The organism is Lactobacillus sp. ESL0681, from assembly GCF_029392835.1.
Lineage (GTDB): Bacteria > Bacillota > Bacilli > Lactobacillales > Lactobacillaceae > Lactobacillus.
Genome location: NZ_CP113943.1, coordinates 735,895 through 751,170, shown reverse-complemented (window position 1 = coordinate 751,170; position 15,276 = coordinate 735,895). Strand labels below are relative to the sequence as shown.

The 15,276-nt window shown below is 38.5% G+C and carries 13 protein-coding genes; 12 read left to right on the top strand and 1 reads right to left on the bottom strand.

Annotated elements, in window-relative coordinates:
• Nucleotide 1: 1 nt before the first annotated feature.
• The 11 genes from mutL to OZX59_RS03460 all read left to right on the top strand — a co-directional run bounded on the left by mutL (nt 2) and on the right by OZX59_RS03460 (nt 11,857).
• The gene (mutL, locus tag OZX59_RS03510; protein ID WP_277126760.1) at nt 2-1,882 is read left to right on the top strand and encodes a DNA mismatch repair endonuclease MutL; all 1,881 of its coding nucleotides are present in this window, start codon (nt 2-4) and stop codon (nt 1,880-1,882) included.
• A 3-nt stretch (nt 1,883-1,885) separates the two neighbouring features.
• The gene (gene ruvA, locus OZX59_RS03505) at nt 1,886-2,470 is read left to right on the top strand and encodes a Holliday junction branch migration protein RuvA (protein WP_277126759.1); all 585 of its coding nucleotides are present in this window, start codon (nt 1,886-1,888) and stop codon (nt 2,468-2,470) included.
• 40 nt (nt 2,471-2,510) lie between these two features.
• Nucleotides 2,511-3,521 carry a Holliday junction branch migration DNA helicase RuvB gene (gene ruvB, locus OZX59_RS03500; protein ID WP_277126758.1) on the top strand — a complete coding sequence of 337 codons (1,011 nt, stop codon included), beginning with the start codon at nt 2,511-2,513 and terminating at the stop codon, nt 3,519-3,521.
• A gap of 76 nt (nt 3,522-3,597) precedes the next feature.
• A complete protein-coding gene (gene yajC / locus OZX59_RS03495) occupies nt 3,598-4,047 on the top strand; it encodes a preprotein translocase subunit YajC (protein WP_277126757.1) in 450 nt (149 codons plus the stop codon).
• 262 nt (nt 4,048-4,309) lie between these two features.
• Nucleotides 4,310-5,251, top strand: a complete 942-nt coding sequence (locus OZX59_RS03490; protein WP_277126756.1) for an ATP-binding cassette domain-containing protein — start codon at nt 4,310-4,312, stop codon at nt 5,249-5,251.
• Complete coding sequence (locus OZX59_RS03485) at nt 5,241-6,011, top strand: ABC-2 family transporter protein (protein ID WP_277126755.1); 771 nt, start codon at nt 5,241-5,243, stop codon at nt 6,009-6,011. The genes OZX59_RS03490 and OZX59_RS03485 overlap by 11 nt, the downstream gene beginning before the upstream one ends.
• 2 nt (nt 6,012-6,013) lie before the next feature.
• Nucleotides 6,014-6,790 carry an ABC-2 family transporter protein gene (locus OZX59_RS03480; protein WP_277126754.1) on the top strand — a complete coding sequence of 259 codons (777 nt, stop codon included), beginning with the start codon at nt 6,014-6,016 and terminating at the stop codon, nt 6,788-6,790.
• Between the two features lie 124 nt (nt 6,791-6,914).
• A complete protein-coding gene (zwf, locus tag OZX59_RS03475) occupies nt 6,915-8,363 on the top strand; it encodes a glucose-6-phosphate dehydrogenase (protein ID WP_277126753.1) in 1,449 nt (482 codons plus the stop codon).
• Entirely contained in the window at nt 8,356-9,492 is a 1,137-nt protein-coding gene (dinB, locus tag OZX59_RS03470; protein WP_277126752.1) for a DNA polymerase IV, read from the top strand. Before zwf ends, dinB begins: the two co-directional genes overlap by 8 nt.
• 54 nt (nt 9,493-9,546) lie before the next feature.
• The gene (locus OZX59_RS03465; protein ID WP_277126751.1) at nt 9,547-10,503 is read left to right on the top strand and encodes a bifunctional oligoribonuclease/PAP phosphatase NrnA; all 957 of its coding nucleotides are present in this window, start codon (nt 9,547-9,549) and stop codon (nt 10,501-10,503) included.
• A complete protein-coding gene (locus OZX59_RS03460; protein ID WP_277126750.1) occupies nt 10,496-11,857 on the top strand; it encodes a DEAD/DEAH box helicase in 1,362 nt (453 codons plus the stop codon). Before OZX59_RS03465 ends, OZX59_RS03460 begins: the two co-directional genes overlap by 8 nt.
• 61 nt (nt 11,858-11,918) lie before the next feature.
• Here the strand turns inward: OZX59_RS03460 and OZX59_RS03455 are convergent, their stop codons facing one another.
• Nucleotides 11,919-12,560, bottom strand: coding sequence for a phosphatase PAP2 family protein (locus OZX59_RS03455; RefSeq protein WP_277126749.1), 642 nt, complete (start codon nt 12,558-12,560; stop codon nt 11,919-11,921).
• Between the two features lie 289 nt (nt 12,561-12,849).
• On the opposite strand from OZX59_RS03455, the gene leuS reads away from it, so the two are divergent.
• Complete coding sequence (gene leuS / locus OZX59_RS03450) at nt 12,850-15,264, top strand: leucine--tRNA ligase (RefSeq protein WP_277126748.1); 2,415 nt, start codon at nt 12,850-12,852, stop codon at nt 15,262-15,264.
• Nucleotides 15,265-15,276: the final 12 nt, after the last annotated feature.

Here is a 15,276-nt window from a genome sequence, read left to right as displayed (position 1 = left end):
CATGGCACAAATTCATGAATTATCAGAAAATTTAGCCAATCAAATTGCAGCTGGTGAAGTTATTGAGCGACCAGCTAGTGTGGTTAAGGAACTAGTGGAAAATGCGATTGATGCTGGTAGTAGCAGAATTCGGATCGATTTTATTGATGGTGGATTAAAGCAAATTGTCGTGCAGGATAATGGCAGTGGAATTCGCAGTGATCAAATTGATCTGGCCTTTCAAAGACATGCTACGAGTAAAATTAATAATGAACATGATTTATTTAAGGTTGGAACACTGGGTTTTCGGGGTGAAGCTTTAGCTTCGATTGCTGCGGTAAGTCATGTGGAAATTTTGACTAATGCTGGTAGTGCGGCTGGAACGCTGGCTAAATTTAGTGCAGGAGTTAAGACTAGTCAAGAAGAAGCTGGCGGGGCACAAGGAACCAAGATTACAGTTAAAGATCTGTTTTATAATACTCCTGCTCGATTAAAATATTTACGTAGTCAGCGAACCGAGATTATGAAATTAGTAGATATTGTGAATCGGATTGCTTTAGGTTATCCAGAAATTGCATTTACCCTAACTAATGAGGGACGTCAATTACTAAAAACCGTTGGTAATAGCAATTTGCAACAAGCCGCTTCCAGTATTTATGGTCGGCATACTGCTGAAAAGATGTTACCTTTTGAGCAGAGTAATGATGATTTTACAGTTAGCGGCCTAGTTTCTAAACCAGAATTGACCCGCTCGACGCGAAATTTTATTTCGATTTTACTTAATGGTCGGTATATTAAGAACTTTAAGTTGGCTGCGGCTGTGATGGCTGGGTATGGTAGCCAATTGTCTGCTAAGCATTATCCAATTGCTATTATTAAAATTACGGTTGATCCTTTGCTCGTTGATGTAAATGTGCATCCTACTAAGCAAGAAGTTCGCTTATCAAAGGAACAGGAATTGAGCCGATTGGTAACTAGCGCTATTAGCGATTGTTTGCTACGAGCAACTACGCAATCTGATGCGCTTGCTAATCTTGCTGGTGGCAAAGAGGACACTTTAGTCGATCAATTGAAATTTAATTTAAATAAAAATGTGGTCGACACTAAGCGACCAGAATCTTCAGAAGTTCACGAAAGTCAACCAGCCAAAATTACTAGTCGCAAGCCAGCAAAATACGTTGATTTGACTGTGCCTCGAGATGATTCACGCTATCTGATTACTGCAACTTGGGCGCAAAATGTCCAAAAACAGCAGGTTTTGCGACCTTTTTCAAGTACTAATCAAACTGCTGAAGTCATGACAAGTGGGGCTGAATTATTAATTAATAGCTTGCCGGAATTAACCTTGGTTGGTCAAACAGCCAACTATATCGTTGCTAGCGCTAATAATGACCTTTATCTAGTGGATCAGCTAGCGGCAAGAAGATTGCTCAAATTTGAGGAACTTAAACAGCAAATTACGGCACAAAAAATTACTGAGCAAGGGTTATTAACACCGTTAACCTTAACTTTTGGCAACTTAGATTTTATTCAAATTCAAGCCAAACTCCCTGAACTTAAGAAAATCGGTTTGTTTTTAGAAGAGTTTGGTCAAGACACGTTTATTTTAAGGTCATATCCGACTTGGCTGCAAAGTGACAATTTAGAAACATCGGTTAGATCGATTATTGATAGCTATTTAAATGTGGATCAAACTGATTCTGTTACTTTAATTAATCGGATTGCTGCTGATCAGGCTCAGAAAATGGTCTCTAGCCGGAGCAAGTTAAACTGTGCTGATTGCGAAGACATATTGACAAGACTGCGCCAAATAAGCGATCCCTATCACGATGCTAAGGGAAATGTGGTATTGGTGTGTTTGCGAGCAACACAACTACAAAAAATGTTTAAAAAGGATGAGTAATAAATGTATGAATATTTAACGGGTGTGGTGACTAAGATTATGCCCAATTTTATCGTAGTTGAATGTGGCGGTGTAGGTTACAAAGTTTTTAGTCCAACGCCTTATAGTTATCATGAAGGAGCAAAAGCTCAAGTTTATATTGAGCAAATTGTGCGTGATACGGGGATAACCCTTTATGGTTTTCAAACTGAAGAGGATAAAGGGCTATTTTTAAAATTACTTAGCGTTAGTGGGATTGGACCGAAATCTGCGATTGCAATTATGGCCGCAGAAAACAGCGATTCGCTAGCTGAAGCCATTGAACAAGGTGAAGTAAAGTATTTAACTAAATTTCCAGGTGTCGGCAAAAAAACTGCTTCGCAAATCGTGCTTGATTTAAAAGGAAAATTAGGCGATTATGTGCAGCGAGTTGATCAGACAACTAAACAGGATATTTCACCAGAGTTAAATGATGCACTGTTAGCATTGCTGGCGCTAGGATATACTCAAAAAGAAGTTGATCGGATAACTGATAAGCTTGCTAAAGAAGAGGCAACTAGTGCTGACCAATATATTAAAAAAGGCTTGGTATTATTGTTAAAGAAGTAATACTGGGCAAGAATCTGATACGGCAAAGGAAGTGAAACAAGTGACAGATAAAGAAGAACCAATCGTTTCTGGAGAAAGTCAAGGAGATTTAGAAACAGCTAGTGAGATGTCGCTGCGTCCGCAAACTTTAAAGGATTATTTAGGTCAAGCGGCAGTCAAAAAAGAATTAGCGGTTTATATTGAGGCTGCTAAAAAACGTGACGAAGCGTTAGACCATGTGCTACTTTATGGTCCGCCTGGTTTAGGAAAAACGACCTTGGCATTTGTGATTGCCAATGAACTAGGAGTTAATTTGAAGAGTACTAGTGGGCCAGCAATTGAAAAAGCTGGTGACTTAGTGGCACTATTAACTGAACTTGAACCGGGAGATGTGTTGTTTATTGATGAAATTCATCGGTTGTCAAAGCCGATTGAAGAAGTATTGTATTCCGCTATGGAAGATTATTACATTGATATTGTGATTGGTGAGGGACAAACTACGCATGCAGTGCATATGCCATTGCCACCATTTACTTTAGTGGGAGCAACGACTTTGGCAGGACAGTTATCTGCTCCGCTGCGTGATCGCTTTGGAATCATGGCACACTTAGAATATTATCAACTGCCAGAACTTGAAGAAATTATTCAGCGGTCGAGTAAGGTATTTAAGATTGAAATTGCGCCGCAGGCAGCTCATGAGCTGGCACGGCGCTCGCGAGGAACGCCGCGGGTTGCTAATCGCTTATTGCGACGGGTGCGGGATTTTGCCCAAGTTAAAGGTGAAAAGGTGATTTCTTTTGAAACTACTAAGGCATCTTTAGAGCAATTACAAGTTGATAATGAAGGACTTGATCAAACTGATCGCAAGTTATTACGGGTAATGATTGAAAACTATCATGGCGGGCCAGTTGGTGTGCGTACTTTGGCAGCTAATGCAGGTGAAGATGTGGAAACTATTGAATCACTTTATGAGCCATACTTATTGCAGAATGGCTTTATTATCATGACGCCACGTGGCCGGATGGTCACTGATAAGGCTTATTTACAATTAGGGCTACCAATTCCGGGTTAGCCGTGCAATTGTTGCTATTTTTTTGTATAATTAGATAGTTAATCTTGTTCGAAAATTTTGAATATGAGGTGTAGAATTGAATACTTTATTTTTAGCAAAAGCTAGTGGCGGTATGAATGGTAGCATGTGGTCAATAATTCTTTTAGTAGTGTTATTTGCCCTGATGTACTTCACGATGATTAAACCGCAGAAAAAGCAACAACAGAAAAAAGCAGAAATGATGAATCAATTGAAAAAAGGTGACGATGTTATCTTGATTGATGGCTTGCATGCTAAGATTGATTCCGTTAATACTAAGGATAAGACAGTGGTTGTTGATGCTGATGGTATTTACCTGACTTTCAGCCGGATGGCCGTGCAACAGATTGTTTCAAGCGATACTACTGATCCGGCTGCTATTCCAGCAAATGAAGCCAAGCAAGAAGAGCAAGCTGAAACTGCAGCAAATGAATCAACTGAAGAACAAGCACAAACTCCTGATAAGCCTGCAGATCAAGCTGAACAAGACAAGCCAAGTGCTGAATAATTAACTTTTTAAAAAAGTACCTATTGGTGCTTTTTTATTTTGCCTTAATTTTCTATTGCAATTTTAATCATGTGACTTATACTGAAGATATTATTTTTAAGATAAGGTGGTAACTATGAAAAATACAATTTTAAACACAAATTTAACCAAGCAAACGAGTAATTCTGCTAATCTGGCAAATAGAAAATAACTTTAAATTAGAGTAATTTCTTAATTTCTAGCATGGCAGAATACTCATTAACTAATGAATGGAGTAAAAGTCATGTTAATTGAGATGGAGAATCTCACTCGTTTTTATCAAAAAAAGCAGTCAGCTAGCTTATGGAAGCACCATTCGCAAAAAATTGCTGCTGTTCAAAATATTTCATTAAAGCTTAATTCTGGGGAGCGTATTGGTCTAGTTGGCTTAAATGGCTCAGGAAAGTCAACTTTAATTAAACTGATTCTGGGAATTTTGCAGCCTTCACAAGGCAAAATAAGCACTTTTGGACTAGATCCAGTAAAAAATCGGCAGAGGAATGCTTTAAAGATTGGTATAGTTTTTGGTCAAAGAAGTCAGTTAAGATGGGATTTGCCAGCAAGCGATACATTTAAGCTGAACCAAGAGATTTATCAGATATCTGAAGAAAAATTTCAAGAGCAATTAACGCTGTTAACTACTTTGCTTGATGCTAAAGAGATTGTTAATCAGCCAGTCAGAACCTTGAGCTTGGGTCAGAGAATGAAGGCGGAGTTTATTGCGGCTTTGATTCATGATCCTGAGCTAATTATTCTAGATGAGCCTACAATTGGTTTGGATATAATCTCTAAAAAGCGTATTATCCAATTTTTAAACGGCTTAAAGAAGAAAACGATTATTTTTACTTCCCATGATTTAACTGAAGTCGAAAGTGTCTGTAATCGGGCAATAATTCTTAACCATGGCAAGGTGATAGTTGACAAAAGCATGCAGGAAATTAGGCAACTTGATCTACCAGTGACAATTAAGTTTACCTGTGCTGATCCAAAGCTTGATTTGCCTAATTTAGTGCGCTTACCAAGTGGTGAATATGAGATTTCTGCAGTCAAGCGTTCAAATGTTTCACATTTACTTAAACAAATAACTGATAATTATGCTGTTGAGCAAGTCACGATTGAAAATCGCAAGTTGGAGTATTTATTAGAACAAACTAATTTTCAAGCAGGTGCAGCGGATGAAAATTAGATTCTCATTACTTAAAATCGGATTCAAAAAAGGTTTATCCTCTAAGTTAGCATTGGTGTTCTTATTATTTTCAGCAGTAATTTCATTTGTAGTTGAGTATTCTTTATGGCAATCTGTTTTGCAAGGACGTCCGCGTCAAGTATTTCAGCAGACGATCAGCTATCTGTTAGTAATGCAGTTTTTAAGTTTGCTCTTTCCTAAGGCGAGTTATGAAATCTATCATGAAATTGCTAATGGCGACATCGCAATTGATTTAATTAAACCGCTATCGTTATTTACTAAGCTGCTGTGGGAAGATATTGGCTATTCACTTGCTAAATTACTAATAATTGGTCTTCCTGAAATCATACTTTACTGCTGGATTTTAGATTTTAAAATACCGATATCAAGTAGCTTAAGTATGATTATCAGTGGGCTGCTAGCCTATTTGCTTTATTATGAACTGGAATTGTTGATTGGTACTTTTTCGTTTTATACATGTAGTATTTGGGGAATTACAACTTTCAAATCCGCAATTTTGTTGATTTTTTCTGGCAATCTCTTTCCGGCTAACTTTTATCCGCCAGTAATTAAAGCTCTTGCACATTGCTTGCCATTTGAGTATACGTTTGGCGCAATTGGTTTATTAGCGCAAAATCCAACTTTTACTTTAGCGAGTCAAACTATCTTAATTCAGTTAGGATATGTAGTATTATTTTACTTGTTATGGCAACTACTATTTAAGCATGCGGTTAATTCAATTGTGATTCAAGGAGGTTAGCGATGCGTTATTTAAAATTATTTAGCTGTTATTTACGAACTAATCTCAAATCACTAGCAATTTATGATATTGATTTTTATTTTGCGATTATTGGAATGATAACGCAAAATCTTTTAAATATCATTGCCTTACGTTTTATGTTTAATGTGGTTCCTAAAATCAAAGGTTTTAATTTTACTGAACTGCTACTGACCTATACTTTGGCAACACTGGCTTTTGCAATTTTTCGCTGTTTTTTTATTAACACGTTAAACATTGCTGATTATATTCATAATGGTGAACTTGATCAAATTTTAGCTAAACCAGTTAATCCGCTATTTCAGCTAATTAATGCCCGTGTAGATGATGATGCGTGGGGAGATTTATTAGTGGCGTTAGTTTTGTTAATTGGCGTTGATATCCGTTTGCACAATCCCTGGTATATCATGTTAATGTTTTTGTTTATAGCTATTTTTACGTCACTAATTTTTTTAGGAATTGCATTGCTTGGCAATATCGCCGCACTGTTTTCTAATGGTTTAGCAGATTTGGCAGAAACGGTTTTTGATTTTTTTGAATTTAGCAAGTATCCATTAGCAATTTATTCAAACGTATTAAAAATATTTTTGGTTTGGGTTATACCGCTAGGCTGGGTGGCTTCGATTCCGCAGGAGGCAATCGCAGTTAAGCATGAGTGGTTTTGGCTGCTAATTATTCCGGCGGTCTGCTTAGGATTTTTTCTAGCGATTTATCAAATTTGGCGACTATTTTTGACTAAGTACCAGAGTACTGGCAGCTAATAGAAGAGGACATCAATTTGCAACATTGGTGCCTTTTTTTAATTTCTAGATTGCGAGGATTAATATTTGACTAAAAATATTATAAAATAGAGGTAACATGATAGTTAATGAAAGGGATGTCCTTATGAAAAATATTCCAGTGGTAATGATCATCTTTGGCGGTAGTGGTGATTTAGCGCATCGAAAATTATATCCAGCTTTGTTTAACTTATATGAACAAGGTCTAATTCGTAATAACTTTGCGGTGATTGCGACTGCAAGACGTCCTTGGACTCATGAATATTTGCGGGGACAAATAGCTGATGCAGTTCATGAAACTCATACTGAAGTCAATGAGAATAATTTGGCTGACTTTACACAACACTTTTATTACCAATCACATGATGTTACTAATGTTGGGCATTATGAAACGCTCAAGGAATTAGCGCAAGAACTTGATGATCGTTATAGCGCTCAAGGTAATCGCATCTTTTATCTAGCAATGGCGCCACGCTTTTTTGGGACAATTGCGACTCACTTAAATGATCAACATTTAACCAGTTCAGGTTTTAATCGGATTGTGGTGGAAAAACCATTTGGTCATGAATTAGCGTCCGCAGAGAAGTTGAATCAGCAAATAACGGCATCATTTGCAGAAGATGATATTTTTCGCATTGATCACTATTTAGGTAAGGAAATGGTGCAGAATATTTTGCCAATGCGTTTCACTAATCCGCTAATTAAAAATGTGTGGAATAATTCCGAAATTAAGAATATCCAAGTTACTTTGGCTGAACGCTTAGGGGTCGAAGCGCGTGGTGGTTATTATGATACTTCAGGAGCGTTGCGAGACATGGTGCAAAATCACATTTTTCAAATTGTGACTTTACTGGCGATGCCTGAGCCTAAGGACCTGAATGCCAGCAGTATTCATGAAGCTAAGCAAGAACTTTTAGCAGGTCTAATTATTCCCAGTGAAGCAGAAATTGCTCAGCATTTTGTTCGTGGGCAATATCTTGGTAGTGATACAACTTTTGGTTATTTGCAAGAAGCCAATGTGGCAGAAGACTCGGCTACTGAAACGTTTGTAGCAGGTGAGATGAAATTTAAAAATGGTCCAATAGCCAATGTGCCAATCTATTTTAGAACGGGTAAAGAACTTAAGGAAAAGAAGACCCGAATTGATATTGTCTTAAAGCATAGATCTAATCCATACGGTCAAGCTCATTCGAATAATATTACGCTTATTGTTGACCCTAATATGGAAATTTATATTACGATTAATGGTAAAAAGATTAGTCAAACTGGGATTCGCCGTGAGAATTTGGATTATAATTTTTCTAAAGATGAGTTAGCTGAAGTTCCAGATGGCTATGAGAGATTGCTGCATGACGTGTTTGTCAATGATTCGACTAACTTCACCCATTGGAGCGAATTGCAAGCTTATTGGAAATTTATTGATGCAATTGAGTCGGCTTGGCAAAAGGCTGATCAAGCTGGTCAAAAACCTGCCCAATATTTGCCATACCGCATGGGACCTAAGGAAGCTGACCAAATTTTTGAAAGACCAACAGAACATTGGATCTATGAGTGATACGAGCGACGGTTTATTACCTCAAAATGATCTGCATCGGCGCATTATCCATCTTGATATGGATGCCTTTTATGCATCAGTTGAAATGCGTGACGATCCTTCGTTGAAAAATAAGGCGTTGATAATTGGGCAAGATCCAAGGCAAAATCATGGGCATGGAGTGGTTGCTACTGCTAATTATGTTGCTCGTAAATATGGAGTTCATTCTGCTATGCCAGCCATTAAGGCGGTGCGGTTAGTTCCGGCAGAAAAATTAGTTTTTAAGATGCCTGATTTTGAAAAATACCATGAAGTTTCAACACAAATTCACCAATTGATGCATGATCTGACCGATCTAGTGCAATCGATTGCGTTAGATGAAGCTTATCTTGATGTTACGCAAAATAAGTTGGGTAGTACATCTGCCGTGCAATTAGCAATCGACTTGCAAACTAGAATTCGCCGAGAATTAGGGCTAAATTGTTCTTTTGGGGTCAGCTATAATAAGTTTTTGGCTAAAATGGGTTCTGAATATTCAAAGCCAATGGGGCGAACTGTCATTTTACCTAGTGAAGCTAAGGACTTTTTGGCAAGACAACCGATTGCCGCGTTTCATGGGATTGGTCCTAAAACCCAGGAAAAATTGCATAAAATGGGGGTTTATACGGGTAAAGATTTACGAGAAATTCACGTTCGTGACTTAATTAAAACTTTTAATCGCATGGGCTATCTGATGGCAGAACACGCGCATGGCATTGACTTATCTAGAGTAGTTCCAGATGACGAGCGTAATCGCAAATCAATTAGTATTGAGCGCACGTATGAACCCTGCGTTTATGCAGAACAAGCAGCTCTAACCAATTTGCGTAATTATGCCAGTAGCTTGGCAGACAAGTTAAAAGAGCGTAACTTTTATGCAACGACTATTGTCCTAAAAACGCGCAATAACTCCTTTGTAACGGTCACTAAACGGCAAAAACTAAGCAAGGCAACTAATGATGGTACCCAGATTTATGAAGTTGCCCGTGACTTGTTTGGGCAAATTTCTAGTAGTTTCCTTAATGACGGGATTAGATTGTTGGGAGTCACTGCAACAGATTTTAGCGAGGCTAATTTTTCTGACATCGATTTAGACTTGTTTTCGGATTAAGCCAACTTTTCTGTTAAACTAAATATTGATATTTAAAAATCTGAAGGAGAATTTATGAGCACTTTTGCGCAAATTTATCAAAAAATCGAACAATTTTCGACTATTATTTTACATCGGCATACTAGTCCAGATCCGGATGCTTTGGGGTCACAAGCTGGGCTTGCTCGCAGTTTGAAACTTAAATTTCCTGCTAAGCGTATTCTATGTGCAGGTGAAAATGACGAGGGCGACTTAAGCTGGATTAACCAAATGGATCAAGTTGAGCCTACAGATTATCAGGGAGCACTAGTTATTACTACCGATACTGCCAACACTGCTCGGATTGCTAACAAATTATATGATCAGGGTGATTTGTTAATTAAGATTGACCACCATCCTGATGTTGAACCATATGCTGACTTAAGCTATGTCGATGCTGATGCACCGGCCGCTTCACAGATTGTGGCTGACTTTATTATTGAACAAGGCTTGCCACTTACTGACCAAGTCGCTTATCCTTTGTATGCGGGAATTGTTGGGGATACAGGGCGCTTTATGTATCCGGAAACTACTGAGCATACTTTTAATGTGGTAGCTAAATTGACAGCTACTGGTATTAATATTAATGAAATTGCTCGTCAGATCAGTGATGTAACTTTTGAACAAGCGAAGCTACAGGCAGTCGTTTTAGATTATATGGAAGCTGACCCAAGTGGTGCTGCGTATGCGGTGCTATCACAAGCAACCTTAGCCAAATTGGGGGTTGATTTTGAACAAGCTTCATGCACGGTTTCAACTCCAGGTCGGATTAAAGATATCATTGCGTGGAATGTTTTCGTGGAAAAACCCGATGGTACTTACCGAGTACATTATCGTTCTAAAGGTCCAGTAATTAACGAATTGGCTGCTAAACACGATGGCGGCGGACACGCCTTAGCAAGTGGTGCCAATGCGAAAGATTTGACCGAAGTAAAGCAGATTTTCGCAGAATTAGTCCAAGTAACTAAGGAATATCAAAAAAATTATGAATAATATTTTTACATCTGAAAGAATAAAGCCTGCCTTGCAAGCTGGATTGAGCAAAATTAATTTTATTACGCCGTCTAAGGTGCAAGAAGCAGTGATTCCAGTATTACTTGATCAGCAAAACGCTGTTGTACAGGCGGTTACTGGGTCAGGAAAAACGCACGCATTTTTGGTACCAATCTTAAATGAGCTTGATGAGCAGCTGGCTTTTCCCCAAGCGATAATTACTGCGCCAAGTCGTGAACTTTCCGAGCAACTGTACCAAGTTGCTAGACAATTGCGGGATGCTGCGGGCTTAAAGATTTCGATTGCGCATTTAGCTGGAGGTAGTGATCGCCAAAGACAGTTGACTAAGTTAACTAATCACAATCCTCAATTGATAATTGCCACACCAGGTCGGTTACATGATTTTGTGGAAAAGAAGCTTTTGCCTTTAGATTACGTACAATACTTTATTATTGACGAAGCAGACATGACTTTGGACATGGGCTTTTTAGCTGATATCGATTTTATTGCGCAAAGATTGCCGAAAAAAGCAGTTTTAGCAGCTTTTTCAGCCACTTTACCTGTCCAATTGATGAACTTCTTGCGTAAATATATGGCTAAACCCAAACAAATTGTAATTGATAATCCTAGTGTGATTTCACCGACTGTCAAAAATGACTTGCTCGATGTTGGTGCCAAAAATCGAAAGACTATCTTATATAAGTTATTAACCATGGGACAGCCATACTTAGCACTAGTTTTTGCTAATACCAAGCAAAAGGTGGATGAAATAACTGCTTATTTGCAAAATCAAGGTCTTAAGGTGGCTAAAATTCACGGGGGAATTACTGAGCGTGAACGCAAGCGGGCGTTGCGTGAAGTGGCTGCAGGTCAATATCAGTATGTTGTGGCAACCGATTTAGCAGCGCGAGGTTTGGATATTGACGGCGTCAGTTTAGTGATTAATTATGAAATTCCTCGTAATTTAGAGTTTGTGGTGCATCGCATCGGGCGAACTGGGCGCAACGGTCACTCTGGTCATGCCATCACTTTAATTCGTGAAGAAGAAATGCCGAAGATTGCTGGTTTAGAAAAGCTAGGCATCAAGTTTGATTTTGTGGAAATTAAGCATGATGAATTAGTCCCGCGTAAACATTACGCACGCCGCAATAATCGCAAAGAATCTGCCCATCAGGTTGATAACCACTTGAATGGCTACGTTAAAAAAGCTAAAAAGAAACGCAAACCTGGTTATAAGAAAAAGATTAAGCGGGTTGTTGAACAAGATAAGCAACAAAAACGCCGACTTGAACAACGTCATGAAATTCGCAAGGCAAAACGTCAGCGCAAGCAGCGTCGTGATAATAGTCGCTAACTAAAAAAGCTTTATTGCAGATTAAAACGCAATAAAGCTTTTTTGACGTTAGTAAATTAAGTTATGATTTAGCATAATAGTAATGATACAAGCAAGAATAGCCGATTAGTAAAAAGCTGATTCCCTCAAGAAAACCGCCGACTACATCTGAAGGGTAATGGACATGCGCGAAGATTCGAGTATAACCGATTAACACGGGAAAGCAAAACCAAATTGCACACATAATTGTTTTGAGTGGCTTATTTTTAACTAACAGAAGTGTTAAAACGATTAAAATGCCAAATAAAGTTGCGCTACCGACAGAATGTCCTGATGGAAAACTGTAACCATCTGCATAGACGAGATGATGTACGCTTGGCCTTGGTCTGGCAATTGCATGTTTAATAATCCAATTAAAGCCATTAGCAGCAATCATAGTACCAGCTGTAAAAAAGGCATAAGCATATTTTTTAAAAATTACTAAAATTATTACTAAAATTATAGTTTCAGCAATAATTACGCTGGTATTACCCAAATTAGTAAAAGATTTAGTAAATTGGGTAATAGATTCGTTATTGTTGGTAACGATCCCAATTACGATTTTATCGAATTGCTGAATAAAATTACTGCCCGCAGAAACTAGAATAGCCCAGATTGCGTAAATAACCAAAAAGATACTTGCGGGCACAATCGTATCTGTTTTTGGTTGATTTGTATTGTTCAAATAATATTCTCCCCTTGTTTTTTTTAGTGTTTGTGGTAAATTATAATCATTATTAAATAAAAAATAAAGGTTAGGAACTAATAGCAATTTTATTTTTCTTTAGAGAAAAGTCGGTCGGTGCAAGACTTAAAAAATAAATTGTGAACTGAGCCTAGAACAAGCCTTTCGTTGTGCTTTCCGCGTTAAGGAAGCGTTTGAGGGTCACGTGCGAGCGTGAAACTTAGGTGGTACCGCGATTATTCGTCCTATGAAGTGAGTTCATAGGGCTTTTTTTTATGAGGTAAAGAATATGTACAATCACAAAGTTGTTGAAAAAAAGTGGCAAGATTATTGGGCTAAGAACCATACTTTTAAGACTGGTTCTGATCCTAAGAAGAAAAATTATTATGCCTTAGATATGTTTCCCTTTCCGTCAGGCAAAGGTCTACATGTTGGTCACCCAGAGGGTTATACGGCAACTGATATTGTTTCAAGGATGAAGCGGGCACAAGGCTACAATGTTTTGCACCCAATGGGTTGGGATGCTTTTGGTCTACCAACTGAACAATATGCGTTAAAGACGGGTGAAGATCCAGCTGTTGTTACTAAAGAAAACATCGCAACTTTTAAGAAGCAGCTCAACCAATTGGGTTTCTCTTATGATTGGGATCGGGAATTTGCGACTAGTGATCCGGAATATTATAAGTGGACTCAATGGATTTTTGAACAAATGTACAAGAATGGCTTGGCTTATGAGGCTGAGGCGCCAGTTAACTGGTCACCGGATTTAGGAACTGTTGTTGCTAACGAGGATATTGTTGATGGCAAAACCGAGCGTGGTGGCTATCCAATCTATCGGCGGAACATGAAGCAATGGATGCTGCGGATTACGGCTTATGCGGATAGATTATTGGCAGGGTTAGATAACCTTGATTGGCCTGAACCTGTTAAAGAAATGCAACGTAATTGGATTGGTCGCTCTGAAGGTGCGCAAGTTACTTTCAAGATTCAAGATTCTGATCAGTCTTTTGACATCTTTACTACGCGTCCTGATACTTTGTTTGGCGCAACTTATGCAGTACTTGCTCCAGAAAATAAATTGGTTGAAAAGATTACGACTGATGGACATCGGGCTGAAGTTGACGCTTATCTTAAAGAAATTGAGTCTAAATCTGATCTGGAACGGACAGACTTAAATAAGAATAAGACTGGAGTCTTTACTGGTGCTTATGCCATTAATCCGGTTAATAATGAAGCAATTCCAGTTTGGATTTCTGATTATGTTTTGGCAAGTTACGGCACTGGTGCGCTAATGGCAGTTCCCGCTCATGATGATCGTGACTATGAATTTGCACAAAAATTCCATTTACCGATTAAAGCAGTAATTGAAGGTGGCGACATCAGTAAGAGTGCTTATACTGGCGAAGGACCACACATCAATTCCGAATTTTTGAATGGCTTAAATGTAGATGATGCCAAAGAGAAAATTTTAGCTTGGCTTGAAGAACATCATGTTGGTGAGAAGAAGGTCAACTACAAACTGCGTGACTGGGAATTCAGTCGTCAACGTTATTGGGGTGAGCCAATTCCAGTGATTCACTGGGAAGATGGCGAAACCACACTGGTTCCAGAAGATGAATTACCGCTGGTCCTGCCACATGCAACCGATATTAAGCCTTCAGGGACTCCAGAGAGTCCACTAGTTAATCTAAAAGATTGGGTTAATGTTGTTGATAAAAATGGCCGCAAGGGTAAGCGAGAGACTAATACGATGCCGAATTGGGCTGGTTCTTCTTGGTACTTCTTACGCTTTGCTGATCCACATAATGACAAGGAACTAGCCAATTACGATATTTTGAAGAAGTGGCTACCAGTAGACATCTATATTGGTGGTGCAGAGCACGCTGTGCGGCATCTACTGTATGCTAGATTTTGGAATATGGTGCTTTATGATCTGGGGATCGTTCCTAATGAAGAGCCATTCCAGCGCTTATATAACCAAGGCTTGATTTTAAAGAATCATGAAAAGATGTCCAAGTCTAAGGGTAACGTGGTTAACCCAGAAGATGTGGTTGAAGAATACGGTGCTGATAGCTTGCGGATGTATGAAATGTTCATGGGGCCACTAGATGCGTCAATTGATTGGGACGATAATGGCCCTGCTTCGACTAAGAAGTTTTTAGATCGGGTCTGGCGATTATTTGTTAATGATCTTGATCTTAAGGCAATTCCGCAAGAAAATATTGTTGCGGAAAATGATGGTAGTCTAGATAAGGTTTATAACGAAACCGTTAAGAAAGTTACTGAAGACTTTGAAGATTATCATTTCAATACCGCTATTTCACAATTAATGGTTTTCGTTAATGCTGCACAAAAGGCCAAAACGATCCCAGTTGAATATGCAGAAGGCTTTATTAAATTGCTGGCGCCAGTTGCTCCACACATGATGGAAGAAATTTGGCAGGTGTTTGGTCATGATGAATCGATTACTTATGCCAAATGGCCGACTTATGATGCAACTAAATTAGTCGAAGCCACGGTTGAAATTATGGTTCAAGTTAATGGCAAGCTGCGTGGTAGTTTCAAGATTGATAAGGATACTGCGAAAGATCAGGTCCAAGAACAAGCTTTAGAGTTGCCACATGTGCAAAAGTTCTTGACTGGCAAAGAAATCAAAAAAGTAATTGTGGTACCAAACAAGATTGTTAATATTGTAGCTAAATAAAATTTAATTTTT

What these genes read in the sequence shown, in the direction of transcription:
- mutL (WP_277126760.1), top strand. Translation starts at nt 2, where the DNA reads ATGGCACAAATTCATGAATTATCAGAAAATTTAGCCAATCAAATTGCA.
- ruvA (WP_277126759.1), top strand. Translation starts at nt 1,886, where the DNA reads ATGTATGAATATTTAACGGGTGTGGTGACTAAGATTATGCCCAATTTT.
- OZX59_RS03490 (WP_277126756.1), top strand. Translation starts at nt 4,310, where the DNA reads ATGTTAATTGAGATGGAGAATCTCACTCGTTTTTATCAAAAAAAGCAG.
- OZX59_RS03485 (WP_277126755.1), top strand. Translation starts at nt 5,241, where the DNA reads ATGAAAATTAGATTCTCATTACTTAAAATCGGATTCAAAAAAGGTTTA.
- OZX59_RS03480 (WP_277126754.1), top strand. Translation starts at nt 6,014, where the DNA reads ATGCGTTATTTAAAATTATTTAGCTGTTATTTACGAACTAATCTCAAA.
- zwf (WP_277126753.1), top strand. Translation starts at nt 6,915, where the DNA reads ATGAAAAATATTCCAGTGGTAATGATCATCTTTGGCGGTAGTGGTGAT.
- dinB (WP_277126752.1), top strand. Translation starts at nt 8,356, where the DNA reads ATGAGTGATACGAGCGACGGTTTATTACCTCAAAATGATCTGCATCGG.
- OZX59_RS03465 (WP_277126751.1), top strand. Translation starts at nt 9,547, where the DNA reads ATGAGCACTTTTGCGCAAATTTATCAAAAAATCGAACAATTTTCGACT.
- OZX59_RS03460 (WP_277126750.1), top strand. Translation starts at nt 10,496, where the DNA reads ATGAATAATATTTTTACATCTGAAAGAATAAAGCCTGCCTTGCAAGCT.
- leuS (WP_277126748.1), top strand. Translation starts at nt 12,850, where the DNA reads ATGTACAATCACAAAGTTGTTGAAAAAAAGTGGCAAGATTATTGGGCT.